The sequence below is a fragment of the Bradyrhizobium dasycarpum genome (assembly GCF_042019905.1).
Taxonomy (GTDB): domain Bacteria; phylum Pseudomonadota; class Alphaproteobacteria; order Rhizobiales; family Xanthobacteraceae; genus Bradyrhizobium; species Bradyrhizobium japonicum_B.
In genome coordinates this window covers 4,698,670-4,711,490 of the sequence record NZ_CP169574.1, presented here as the reverse complement: position 1 = coordinate 4,711,490, position 12,821 = coordinate 4,698,670, and the positions used below count along the sequence as shown (strand labels likewise).

Here is a 12,821-nt window from a genome sequence, read left to right as displayed (position 1 = left end):
CAAGGGTTTAAGAGTTGCGCCCTGCGGAACATCTTGCCTGCAGGCTCGATCATGCGGCATCGCTCCACGATATCGAACGCGGGAACTCGGCGGAGCTGTACGTCGTCAAGGTCGTGTCCGCGGACTCGAAGCCGTGACGAGCGAGACGATCGAAATGCTCACGCGTCAACGCGGCGAGATCGGTGGGGTGATCGAGTGCGGCCGACGCGTCCGCGTCCGGCTGTACAGGTGTCGTAGAAGCCGGCGACTCGCGCCGTGGCCGCTTTGACGTCTAGGCTTCGGACTGAATTTCCCATGCGGACGAGGGCGCCGCGGATTCGTTTGGATGCGAGGTCGGCGACCAGCATTCGGCTCCGCAACGATCGGATCTGGTCGCTAGAAACGTCGAACAAACGCGGGGCCGCGAGCTTGCCACGCAGCAACGAGCGAATGGGCCAGCCGGACGCCGGTTTCAGTGGGCCGGACGCGTCGCTGCAGATGAGGAAATCGCAGTCGATCAGTTCGCGGCCCGGCTTGTAAATCGATTCGAGTCCGAGATTCTCGTACGCGCCGCCGTCCCAGAGATGCACCCGCGCAAGACGAGGTTGGGTCGCCGCCACGGGCTTGTTCGTCGCCGGGTCGGTCCGCCACCAGCCATTGGACGGCAAATCGAGCGGCATGGCGCCGATGAAATACGGCACCGCCGCCGATGCCGCTGCAGCGGTGGCTATGGGAACGTCGGGTGCATAGTGCTTTCCAAAGCTCCAGTCGCCCATTTCCCGTTTTTGAAACCGCCAGTTCTTGCCAGTCTCGATGCAGGTCGCGTTGACGATCCAGCGCGGAGTATCGGGTAACTGGCCTATCAGCCCAGTCACGCCCCAATTGCTCTCCAGCAGGTCAGCCAGGGTGGTCGCCCGCTCCCGCAACAATCCAAAATGTCGCCGCTTCAGGACGGACCAGTTGAGAGCACGAATGCTGAACAGATCGACACCGGTCAAAAGTTGGCTCATCGCGGGGTAGATGTCCCGGACGAAGCGCTCGGATGATGGCCACTTCACTCCCGCCCGTGAAATCATCGCTGCGGTGACCAGGCTTCCTCCGGACACTGTCGACACCACAGAAACGGATTCGAGCAGATCTTCGTGAGCAAGCCGTTTGAGCAGTCCCAGGTGAAAGGCAGCGGCTCGGACGCCGCCTCCCGAAAGGGATAAGCCTATGGATGGATTGCTTGCGTGGATCATGTGTCTGTCTTCGGAGCGCAATTGCGAAGGATGACCTTCAGTACGCCGTTGCGCTTGCATTGCACCAGGTCGAAGGTGAGCACCGAGAAATCTCCCCGATCGGCGGCAATCGCCATGAGGCCGGGCAAACCGTCGGCCGCGAGTTCGCCTCCCAGATAGGCGAGCTGGGCGATGTCGGTGTCGCTCGGAAGGGCGTTCGCGTAACGCGGATGCGAATGCCATTCACCCAGATAGCGCACCTGATGCATTGATCGCTGCGCCGCGTCATCGATCGACTCGGCCAAGCCAACCACACCGCGTTCGAAATGCGCCGGACTGCTGCGGCTGTCCTCGGGCTCAGGAAGCGCATGAGCCAAATGAAGGGCATTGCGGCTCATGTCGGCGATGCCGACAATTGCGCCGCCGGTTTCGTTGGGGAGACGTTGATCCCGCAGCGCCGATAGCTGCGCGAGAAACCCGCGATCGTAGTTCAACTGCCACTTGCCGACCGCGACACGGTTGACGGGTTCGCCGTCGCGCTGCACGACGGCGACCGAACCGTCCGGTGAAAGGGTCCAAACGGTGATCTTGGCAGCGTCGCGCTCAAGCGTGTCGGCGATGCCGCGAGCAGCGAGGGCGCTTAAGATGGCTGCGCGGGTAGCCGGAATCTTGTTGGTCAGAGATCGGCACGACCCGCTATAGCGCACGCCGTCTTCCGAAGCGGCGAGGTGCTCGGTCAGAGACGGTTCGGTGAGGATGAGACGGTGATATTGCGCCTCTAGATCACGCAGCGTGATGCCGCGCTGCACGTCTTCGGTGAGCAGCACCACGGAGGTGCCTGACGGATTGAAGAAGGCGCATACGCGGCGAGCCGCACAGGGCAAGTCGCTCATATGGCGTGCCACCCCAACCGAGGCGGACGCGTCGATGATGATCGATGCGGCGCCCAAGGCCGTGTCCAGTGCCTTCGCCTGCTCGGCATCCGGCGAGAGCACATCGGTGATGATTGCGGACTGCTTCTCGTTCAGCAGCATTCCGATCTGACGGGCCAGTGCTGCCGCTTTCGGCGCGCCTATCTCAGAAGCCAATAGGGCGTGCCGCGCTAGATTGTGCGGGAGCAGAGCGTCACCATCGACGACGGTCCACCCGTTGGCCCCTTCTCGCGCAAGATCTATGCCGAGCTGGGACCCGAGCGAGCCCGCGCCGATCAAGACCGCCTTGCGACGGTCTGCGGTTGCGCGGCCGGCAATCGAAGCCGCGAGGTCCCGGTCGAAGGCAAGGTGCACTTGCGCCGGAATGACAGGCATTGAGGCTCCTGCGATCGGAGTTTCAATGACGGCGCGGACGTAGCCCTTGCCGACTTTGCTGTTGTTCTCGTGGAGCACGCCCAGAATGATGCCAATCTCACCCGCCGTGTTGTCCGTCACGAAAGCTCGGAAATCGTTGGCGGTACGACCGCCGTCCGCAGCGACAGGAAGGGCGACGACGATCGCGAGACGTGCTGCCATCCGCCTGGCGCCTTCCCCCGCGATGCCTGTCCATGCCTTGAGCTTGTCCTTGATTTCGTCGCGCAGGTTGAGGCCGGTCGGCGCCAACTCTTGGGCTAGGCCCTCGAGCGTCTGAGGCAAATGCCGGATCGAGGTCATGGCTTGCGGCGGGAGCGCGAATGCCATGACCGTCAAATGAACGCCGCCTTGCGGGTTTTGGTTCAGCGGGCGAGCGATGACCAGGCCTGGGTTCTCGGGATGCATGAACCCGGCGAACTCGGCGGCAGCCGAGCCGGCGTCGAACACGCTGCGTGGTAACACCAAGGACATGTCGGTAGCGTAGAAGAACGGATCGGGCGGTTGCGCAGGATCCTGGAGTTCGCCGCGCGCCGCCTTGGCGAGCCAGAGTTGGATAAGCCGCGAGAACTCAGCCGGCGTGTACGTCAGGCGTGCCTCGGCCCAGGGCCGGTCGTCCACGCAGAGCGAGAACGGCATGCCGGGCGGCACGCTGTTCTGATGCATCGTGTGAGGAAAGGCATCCCGCAGAGCCAGCACCGAGGGGCGGATCGACCGCGGGCCGAAGAGAATGCCGATCGGTTCCTGCGCCCGGATTGGGTGGGTTAGGTCTTGCGGACGCTCCACGTCGATTTCGACATGGACGCCGATGTACCCGGTGGCTCGGTCGTCCTTGATCTCGACCAGGGTGATCGCAGGCATGCCGGCAGTCACCGCTTCCGTGAAAGCGCGCGCCGGGCCTTCGGCCAGTGCGTCAATCGTCGTCGCTTGGCCGAAGGCGGTCCACCACGCGTGGATCGGCATGACTTTAACCCGCGCGGACCGGCGTGGCCGCGACGCTGACCGCGCCGGCCGTAACGGCGGAGACGATCAGCAGCTTCGCGCCGAGGTCGGTGATCTCGATGGTGCTCGGCTTGGGCTTGCTTTTGGACGGCAGGTCCATGGTGACCTTGAACTGCCCGTCCTTCAGCTCGGCGACCGACCGGTAATAGTTTGCGGCCTGACGATGCGGCGGCTGCGCATCTTCGTCTTCTTTGCTGCCCTTGGAGGGGATCGACCAGCTCGTGGACATCATAATGGAGCGCGCACGCCCCTGCGTCTCGCACAGCCATTTGACCTCGTCGGTCGGCTTGGTGACGTCGTTCCCCTTCTCCGGCCCGATCGAGAGATAGGAGCAGTGGTGCGGGATCTTGAAGATGTCCCACAAGAGCCGCGCCTCGTTGCCGTGGCGCTTCGACGTTTTCACGATCTGCTCGATCGAGTCGTGGTTGATGTCGGACATGAACAGCGCGTAGGTCTCGCGGGCGCCTTCGAGGAAGGTCGCCTGGAAGACCACGCTGTCCTGGTTGCGATCGACCACCTCATTGTCGTTCTGGCGCCAGCCGAAGGGGCTGTGGATGAAGAACTGCACCCGCTCGGGCCCGAACATCGAGAAACCGGGGACGTACTGGCCGGCGTCGGTGATCAGATGGGCGCGGGATTCGAGCGTCAGGCCATTCTTTTCCAGCCATTCCTTCAGCTTGGCCGGCCGAGAGAACACGCGGATGCCATAGCCCTTCTTGAGGCGATACCGGGCTTCCTGGCGGATGATGCGGGCGCTGTCTTCGCAGCCCTCCTCCAGGATGGCCGCCGCCGGGACCCACAGCTCGTTGATTTTGACGCGGCCTTCGCCCTGGTACTTGGTGGCGTGGTCGAGCCAGAAGAAGTCGCCGGAGCCGCAGCAATGGTCGTCGTCGAGATGGGTGTAGCAGACTACCTCGTAATGGTTGCGCTTGGCCGCGCGCAGGTCGGCCTTGAGAACCTCGGGGAGGTCGACGCGGACATCCCACATGTCATCGGAGTTCCGCATCTCGGCATAATCGACCAACATCTTGTGGCCATTAGCCAGGTCGATGCGGGTGCAATCGGCATTTCCGAGAGGGTGAAAAGTTAATTTAGCTGTCATTGTTGGCTCCCGCCGAGTTAAAAACAAAATTACCGTTGTTTATCATACGGTTACGCTGCATCGCCCGGCAGGAAGCTCCTGTTGACGAATCTATTTTGGCATTGACGGCACGCCGAGTTCGTAGATAAATTAGGCGCACGTCGCCATAGTGCATCTATTTTATAGAAGTGTTCCAAAAAATCAAGCAGAGAAATGCGACGCGTATGAGCGGCAATCCGACCGAAAAACCGGCCGAGCCGGTGAAATTGTCCGTCCAGCGACGGCTGGAATTCATTGATTTTCGATTGCTGTGGTCGGGAAGGTTCAACAGGCAGGACTTGGTCGACGCCTTCCAGATCTCGCCTCAACAAGCTTCGGCTGATATCGCGACCTACCAAGAGCGGGCGCCGCTGAACCTTGAATACGACAGGACTCTCAAGTCGTACGTTCGTGCCGACACCTTCCGCCCAGTGTTCATGCAGGGCGAGACCGATCGATACTTGTTGCAACTGGTTGGAATTCAGAGCGGCTGGATTCGAAAGGAAAATACCTATTTCGATACGCTGCCGCCGTCCGAGGTTGTCACACTTGAGCGGCGTCGGACCGGTTGGAAGGAACTCCAAGCCGTCCTCGACGCGATCAGAGAAGGTCTTGAGATCGAGGTCGCATACAATTCAATTACTTCGCCCGACAAGAAGGAGATGCGGTGGATCGCCCCGCATTCGATGGTCTACAGCGCGGAGCGTTGGCACCTGCGTGCATGGTCTCGAGAGCGGAATGAATTTCGAGATTTTAACTTGAACAGAATTGATAGTGTTGGCGAGAGGCGTCTGATCAAGGTCGATAAAAACCTCGACTATGCTTGGAACACGACGTTCGACCTAAGGCTTCAAGCAAATCCGAGCCTTCCAGAAGACAGCAGGCGCGCTGTCGAACACGAATACAATATAGTTGATGGAATTCTGACAAAGACGATTCGTCTCAGCCACATCTTCTATCTTACTGTCGACTACTTCCTTGATATCGAGCCCGGTAAGCTAAATCCTGCTCTACAGCAATTGCTCCCGTTGAATCTTGACGAGGCCCTAGCCGAGCTGAACTTGGCGCGCAAAATGTCCAAAGATGCTTTGCGTAGAGCGATAGGTCACACGTCGATCGCATGAAGATGGTCAACACGAACGCATCGCAAGCTAACTCCTGATGCCGATCTGGTCGATGGCGCTTTTCGGAAGTCGTGCGCGAGGGGACGATGAGCCCAACTCGGATATAGATCTTCTGTTCATCACGGACGAGGCAAAGCCGCGCCTGATAAATTCAAACAGGATGTCGTGTTCGTTTTACCCATCGTCGCACTTATTTTCCAAAGCCGAAGAGGGTGATCTATTCGTCCTACATCTCGTCCGCGAAGCGAAGATATTCTATGATGAAAAGGGCGACTTCGATGATATGTCCAAGGCATTTCGTTTTAAGGAGAGCTATGCGCCGACTATTGAACAAGCGTCGTCTCTGGGAAGCTTTATCCTAGAACACAGAGAAGCATTCGACGACGCATCGTTAGCCAACAAGCGCATTGCTTGGTGCGTTAGAACGATTCTCATTGCTCGTGCAGCCGACGTTGGCAGGGCCATTTTCGCCGCCCGCGCTTTGGCGGAGTTCGCCGGCGAAGCGATTGTCGAGGAGTTGATCCAAAACAAGGCTGCGCCACTGCTGAGCCCAGCGATGCTATTGAACTTCCGCAAATTTCTGAATCGGTGGGGACAAAGCGACATTGCGGAAGCTTCCTCGATAAAGGCTTACCTGCAGCACTTTCGGCGCACGGGAAACGCGGTCGGTTTGCGAACGTATTTTGCAAGTCGAGACAGTTTCTCGGGGCTCTACGAATGAAGTGATATCTTAAGCAACGGAATTGAACCATTCGGTTTGACGCCGAGCGAATTTCTAGCCTGCTACCCAAACGACTTCACCCAGGCTCATGTAGACGATCGCTCCTCTTGAGACGCCAATCGCGGCGACGTAGTCGGACAATTGGGCAATGTGGTCGGATCTGTCCTGGCTACTCGGAGTTACGTCGCTCTTCCAGTCCAGGATGGCGAAAGCTTCTTCGCCTCGCACCGCGACAGCATCTGCGCGCCCGGCGATCAACTGACCATCGCCGGAATCACACCAGAGGGAGATCTCGGGAACTAGATGCTGCCTTAGTGCCGCGACGTCATGAAGCTTGAGCGTACGGATTGCCGTCCGCGCCATCTCTACAGGATCTGGATCGGCCGAGGATGTCGGCTCTTCCATACTCTTGAGTTCTAAGAGCAGGTCCGCCGCACGGGCCTCGACGCCAGTATCCTCGTCGTCCAGTTCTCCCGTCAGGAACTCCTCCATCAGCTTGTGCAGAACGATGCCGCGAATGCGGCCGCCGGCGATCGGTGGGACGAACTGGAACGTATCGTCTAGACTGCGCTCGACGACCGCTAAAGCTTCCGTTCGATCCCGATCATGAGTGCTCGGAGTTCTCCAAGACAATGGCGGCGAAGCGGTCGCGACGGACCTTGCTTCTTCCTCGAACGCTTCCTGGGTTTGTTCGTTCGGAGGCTGGACTTCCTTCGGTGAAGTCGACGGGACGAGGGCCGTCAGGTCGATTTCAGGCAGCGAGGTGTGGCTCAGATCCACGATTCTGGACCACGATCGCGCCGAAGCCTCGGGCAAGTGGGGAATGATGAGCAGGTCGCGCGCCCGCGTGCACGCTACGTACCACATGCGTTGATGTTCCAGCGTCTGCTCCCGCCTTTCCTCCTCTCGGGCGGCAGCAAGCTCCGGCGGCATCACTCCCCCGAGAACCCAATGCAGTGTGTCGTCGGACCGGCGATGGATGAAGCGCGGTGGCGGTGGAAATTCCGTGGACGTGTTGATCGGAATTACGACAGGCCATTCGAGCCCCTTCGAGGAATGGATCGTGACCAGTTCCACCGCCTCGTTCGACGCGTCGATGCGGCCCTCGGAGCGTTGCTCGCGGGTCTCCCAATCCGACTGCAGGTCCCTGATGAAGGCCTGAAGACCCGACACGTTGTAGGGGCGTGCCATCTCGATAAGGGCGTCAAGATTGGCGAGCGCCCGTGCACTGCGACTTCGATGCCTGGCGGCGAGAACCATGCGGAGTTGCAGGCGTTCGATCGCCTCGGAAAGCAGTATCCGCGGGGTGGTCCCGGCTGCGCGGCGCCGAAGATGTTGAAGGACCTTCTGCACTTTCCTCGCGACCGGATTCGAGATCCGGTCCAGTGGCGTCCTGACGTCGAAGTTGCCCGTGCCGGCTCCGTCCTCGGCGGCTCGGACTTCTTCGGCGATATCCAGCAGTTCCTCGTCGGTCAGTCCGACCATGGGCCCGCGCATGAATGCGCCGAAGGCAAGCGTGTCGCGCGCGTCGGCGAGTGTACGAAGCAAAGCAAGGACGTCTTGCGTCTCCTGCTGCAATAGCAGCGTCTTACCCGCCTGCGAGGCGACGGTCAGTCCTTGCGCTTCGAGCGCCCTTTCATACCGCCACAGGTCCTTGCCCGTCGGCGCCAGGAGTCCGATGTCTCCGGCCTCGAGGAAGCGTGATCGAACCATCCGGGCGCTTCACGCGGATCGAACCGATTAGACTCCGGCAGATATCCGCGACGAGGGCGGCTTCCGCATCGCGTTGACTATCTGCGGATGGGGCCTGTGGCAGCGCGACGGTGACTTTCGCTGCACACGGTAGGCCGTGTTCGGCAGGGTCGAGCGTGGAAGTGAGAGCCACGTAACCAGGCTGGCCCCGCGCTTGGAGAACCGGTTCGAAGCAGTGGTTCACGTGGTCGATGATCCGCTTCTGCGAGCGGAAGTTCGCGGTAATCTCGACGATGGCTCCCCTCGTCTGGGCGGCCACCGTCGCGCGTGCTTCGTTATATGCCTCGATGTCGGCTCCGCGAAATCTATAGATCGCTTGCTTCGGATCGCCCACCAGGAATAGCGAGCTGGGTCGAAGCGCGGCGTCCTCCCAGCGCTGAGGTCTATCTTCCGCGGCGATCGAAAAGATGATCGCCGTCTGGATCCTGTCGGTGTCTTGGAATTCGTCGACGAGTATGTGCTGGAACCTGCGACTCAGTGCCATTCGTACGGGCTCATGTTGTCGGACCAGTCCGTGAGCCATGACGAGAAGATCGTCGAAATCCAGCACTGCGGCTTCCTGCTTGCGGCGTGCGTAGGCAGCGACGACGTCATCGAGCGCGATGGAAAGAGCGTTCACCAGGCCGTCCGCGATTTGACCGAGCAGCTCGCGATAGGCCTGCTCTGCGCTCGCAAAGAGGGTTTCGGCCTCGCGATTGAGCGATTCGCCCCGGCTCGCTCCATAGCTCCGGACCCAAGCGGTTTTTCGACGGTAGGAAAGGAGCCTGAAACTCCTTTTCTCCATGGCATCGACCCGCGGCGGATGGCCCAGTCGCCACAGATCGCGGAACGTGGGTTCGGACTTGAAGCAGTCGAAGTAGAAAGTGGACAGGGATCGAAGGTCCCTCAGCAACGCTGCGGTGCGAGCCTCTTCCGGATTGGCGGCGAACCACCGGACGAATTCATCAACGGCTTCGACTAGTTCGATGTCGGTGCGACGCGTGAAGTCGGCTCTTCTCGTGGTAGCCCTCGGATGGTCACGCTTGAGATCCGCCAGATCTTTGACCAGTTCGACGACATTCAGGGGATCGTGTTGGGACAGCACGACGACCGGATCGTCTGATCCGACCTTTCCAGAAAGACGGTCGGTAAGCCATGACCGGAACACGCCCTCGAACATCGCGTTGGCGCTTGGCGCGTCCATGACGCGCGACCCCGGATCCAGCGCGGTCTCGATGGCGTAACTTCGGATGATCTCCTGACAAAAGCCGTGAATGGTCGACGTGCTGATCTCGTCGAGATGCTCGGCCGCGGAAGTCAGATTCTTTCTCTGTTCCTCGCTCAATCCTGCAGGCAGCGCGTCTTTCAGCACGTCGGGGATCTCTTTCGCGAGCAGGCGTGAGACGTACCCTCGAATGCGTAGTGCCAACTCGCCTGCGGCGAGTTCAGTGAACGTGATGGCGGCCACTTGGGAGGGCTTCGCACCGCGGGCGAGCAGCATGGCAACGCGGCCCGCGATGAGCGAGGTCTTGCCGGTGCCCGCCGCCGCCTCGACCAGCAGCGTCGTATCGATATCCGTCAGGACTCTTAGCCGTTGTTCGCGATCCGCAAGCTTCACGGCGTGCTCCAGAGTTCATCGAGGTCGCGGGCGAGCCTTCCGAAGGCCTTGGCCTTGCGTGCGAGATAGGCGTCGAGTTCGGCCGGCAGAGCAAGACGCATGTCGTTGTATGACTCACGTGCGGCCGGTCCTGGACATGCATGCCCGCGTTCGAGCAATTCGCAGGCCTTGTCGAGGAAGCGTGCGACATCGTCCGCGGCCGCCTCCAAGGCATCGCGACTGAGCGCGAACGGCGGCGATTCGCCGTCGAGGTAGATGAGGCGCGAGACGATTTGGGACGTGTCCGGAACGAGCTGCTTGACGGCTATGGCGTATAGTACGCGCTGTAACTCTTTGCCTCGGTCGAGCACGACCTTATCGGGGCGGCGGGGCGTCGCGCCGGTCTTGTAGTCGGAGATCCTAACGCCGCGACCGCCGGAAGCGAGATCGACGCGATCGATCCGTCCGGTGAGCTTCAATCTCGAGGATCCGACGAAGACCTCGCCGTCTGACGGCCAGGGTGACTGCGTTCCTTCGCGGGTCGGAGGAAGGCCAAAGCTCACCTCGGTCCAGCTCACCGTATCTGCCTCGAAGCTCGTGTCGATCGTCAGTCCTCGCAAGCTCCGTCGGGCGGCCTCCTCCAGCGAATGGTTCCAGAGAAGGGCTGGGGGGACCGGGCGTTCGAGTGGCCAGTGCCGAGAAACGTGGTCGACCGCGTCCGCCAGCGCGAACTCGATTTCGTCGCGCGATGCGCGTACGAAGCCTGGCGCAGGCTCGAGCGCACTGATCGTGCGTGCGACCAATTCGTGGACTAGTTCGCCGAAGGCGAGGTGATCCAGGGCCAGAGGCACCTCGGAGAGCGCAACGGGGCGCATGTCCAGGGCGTATTTCCAGAGGAAGCCGAGCGGATCACGCGCCATGAGCTTCAGCGAAGTCGCCGAATGGAGCCGCGTGACCGCGCGACGGACGGCTGGATGTCCTGCGCGAACCGTACCGTCGTGGGCTGTCGCGTCCTCCCGGTTCCAGTCCCGCCAGCAACTCGAGGCGGCTTTGATCCGGTCGGACCTTCCGGCCTCGGCCGCTCGCGCCAGCAGCCGATCGGTTTCGCTGAAGGCATGCTCCGGGATGCGGCTTCGTGTGCATATCCGGACCGGAAGCGTGGTCGGCCACAACGCGCTGGCGGATTGGAGAGCGCCCTCTGTCGAGCGACGACTGCGCGAGAGGACGATCTCCTCGGCAGTACGCGAAACGAGCAGCTCGAAGCACGAGCGGTCTCTTTCGGTAGTCGAGATGGGTACGAGGCGACGGCGTGGAAGCACGTGATCCGGCAGAAGAGGGTCCTCCGCGTCCGACCGAGGCCAACTTCTTCCCGCGACGCCGAGCAGACGCATCCAGCGCCGCGGCATACCGATCAGATGGGAAGCCGGGCACCAGACGACGCTGTTTGCCGGATGGCGAGAGTCCCGGATCCGAAGGCTGTCGAGCGACAGAGTGACTGCCGCTGCAGGTGCATTTCGGAGCGCGTCGCGCCACAATCCGAGGCTCGCTCCGCCGAGAAACGCCTTTCCGGCCTGTTCTGCATTCGCAAGCCCGGGCGCCAACGCCTCGAGCAGCGGAAGAAGCGTCCGCTCGGCTGCGCCTGGATCCGAACGGTGGTCTCGCGCGTAGCTCAGCGCGCGCCGCCATTGGTCGACGTTGAACAGTCCGGCCTTGCGCGGAAGGCCGGCGGTCCAGTCGGCCGGCACGGCGGCCGCCTCGGTGGACGACGAATGGGCGAGCAGCCGCCTGACGCGCTCCTGGCTGATGCCGTTGCCGAGCACGTCGGCGAGCGCCGCGCAGGACTGTCCCTCCCAAGAGCCGAGTGCGGGTAGCCCATGCGAAAAATGGACCGGCAACTCGGCGTGACCCGCCAACACCAGCATGTGTTCGTCCCAGGTCGGTGTCGACGCCGCGGTAATGGCGATTTCGTTGGCGCTGACGCCCCGGCTGAGGAGCTGGCGCGCCCACCTGAGCGCTTCGACGACCTCGGCCCTGGGATCCGCACACAACTCGCCGCGGATGACCTTCGGAGACTCCACCGTGGCCACCCATATCTGTCCAGGGAACCAGTCTCGCCCCGGTTTCGCCGGCGCATTCCACGAAACTTCCAAATGCGCGGAGAGTGCAACCAGGAGGGGCCGCCATACCGGTGCGACGTCGACGAGACCTTCCAGCGAAATGCTTCCGAAGAGCGCGGCGGCAAAGCGGACCCGCTCGACCGCGGCATCTCGCAGTGGGCGCGGCAGCATGGCTCCGCGAGGTAGCGCTTCGCTCACTCTGTGCTCCAAGAGGGCGAGGTCGGCGAGCCGCCCGGATGTGGGCGCAAGGGCCGTCAGGTCGAGATCCGAATCCCATGCGCGGTCCAGCGTTTGCGTTGCGGCCCGGACCATCCCGGGGAGATCCTTGACCTTATCGATCTGCAAATACCCGTCGCCGCGAAGTGCCGCCGCGACGGCCGCGGACAGCATTTCTCTGTCGGCGGCGCGGCGAAAGCCTCCGGCCAGCCGAGCGGCCAGCAGAGGCAGCGTAAGGATATCGGAGCCCACCTCGTTCGCCTCGGCGGCCCAAAAGCGCCTCATGCCCAGGGCCAGCGGCCCGTCTACGATGATGACGCGTCGTTTCATTGTTGCTGGTCGATCATGGGGATGAAAAAGGCGAAGTCAGATCTCTCTTCCGCGCGGGCGCCTAGCAGGACGATGAACCGCAAAACAGAGCACCAGTCTCGCAGAAAGGGACAACTAACTCTATAGACAATCTAAAGTAGTCGACAGCCAAATGGCTGATGGACCGGCGTTCGTCTCGATCTCAATGCAGCGTTCTAGAACGATGCGGATGATCGCGAGTATCTGTCGCGCATTCGTACTGGCGACGTGCACATCTGCGGGCCGCGCCCACGGTCTTGAGGCGCTCAAGCTGCTTTCCGAATGCACGTTCGATGATGACGT

General features: G+C 61.5%; 8 protein-coding genes. 2 read left to right on the top strand and 6 right to left on the bottom strand.

Annotation, left to right across the window (positions count from 1 at the left end):
* Window positions 1-158: 158 nt before the first annotated feature.
* From ACETMP_RS22555 to ACETMP_RS22545, 3 genes are read right to left on the bottom strand one after another with little or no spacing between them, the layout of a single operon-like run.
* Window positions 159-1,220, bottom strand: a complete 1,062-nt coding sequence (locus tag ACETMP_RS22555) for a patatin-like phospholipase family protein (RefSeq protein ID WP_375157928.1) — start codon at window positions 1,218-1,220, stop codon at window positions 159-161.
* The gene (locus ACETMP_RS22550) at window positions 1,217-3,505 is read right to left on the bottom strand and encodes a Mov34/MPN/PAD-1 family protein (RefSeq protein ID WP_375157927.1); all 2,289 of its coding nucleotides are present in this window, start codon (window positions 3,503-3,505) and stop codon (window positions 1,217-1,219) included. Before ACETMP_RS22550 ends, ACETMP_RS22555 begins: the two co-directional genes overlap by 4 nt.
* Before the next feature lie 4 nt (window positions 3,506-3,509).
* Window positions 3,510-4,550, bottom strand: a complete 1,041-nt coding sequence (locus ACETMP_RS22545; protein WP_375157926.1) for a hypothetical protein — start codon at window positions 4,548-4,550, stop codon at window positions 3,510-3,512.
* Between the two features lie 299 nt (window positions 4,551-4,849).
* Between ACETMP_RS22545 and ACETMP_RS22540 the strand changes: the two genes are divergently transcribed.
* Both ACETMP_RS22540 and ACETMP_RS22535 read left to right on the top strand, forming a co-directional pair.
* The gene (locus ACETMP_RS22540) at window positions 4,850-5,788 is read left to right on the top strand and encodes a WYL domain-containing protein (RefSeq protein WP_375157925.1); all 939 of its coding nucleotides are present in this window, start codon (window positions 4,850-4,852) and stop codon (window positions 5,786-5,788) included.
* Between the two features lie 37 nt (window positions 5,789-5,825).
* Complete coding sequence (locus ACETMP_RS22535) at window positions 5,826-6,509, top strand: nucleotidyltransferase family protein (protein WP_375157924.1); 684 nt, start codon at window positions 5,826-5,828, stop codon at window positions 6,507-6,509.
* 54 nt (window positions 6,510-6,563) lie between these two features.
* Here the strand turns inward: ACETMP_RS22535 and ACETMP_RS22530 are convergent, their stop codons facing one another.
* From ACETMP_RS22530 to ACETMP_RS22520, 3 genes are read right to left on the bottom strand one after another with little or no spacing between them, the layout of a single operon-like run.
* Entirely contained in the window at window positions 6,564-8,222 is a 1,659-nt protein-coding gene (locus ACETMP_RS22530; protein ID WP_375157923.1) for a 3'-5' exonuclease, read from the bottom strand.
* On the bottom strand, window positions 8,146-9,858 hold the full coding sequence (locus ACETMP_RS22525; RefSeq protein WP_375157922.1) for a UvrD-helicase domain-containing protein: 1,713 nt from the start codon (window positions 9,856-9,858) through the stop codon (window positions 8,146-8,148). Before ACETMP_RS22525 ends, ACETMP_RS22530 begins: the two co-directional genes overlap by 77 nt.
* Window positions 9,855-12,500 carry a PD-(D/E)XK nuclease family protein gene (locus ACETMP_RS22520; protein WP_375157921.1) on the bottom strand — a complete coding sequence of 882 codons (2,646 nt, stop codon included), beginning with the start codon at window positions 12,498-12,500 and terminating at the stop codon, window positions 9,855-9,857. Before ACETMP_RS22520 ends, ACETMP_RS22525 begins: the two co-directional genes overlap by 4 nt.
* Window positions 12,501-12,821 lie beyond the last annotated feature (321 nt).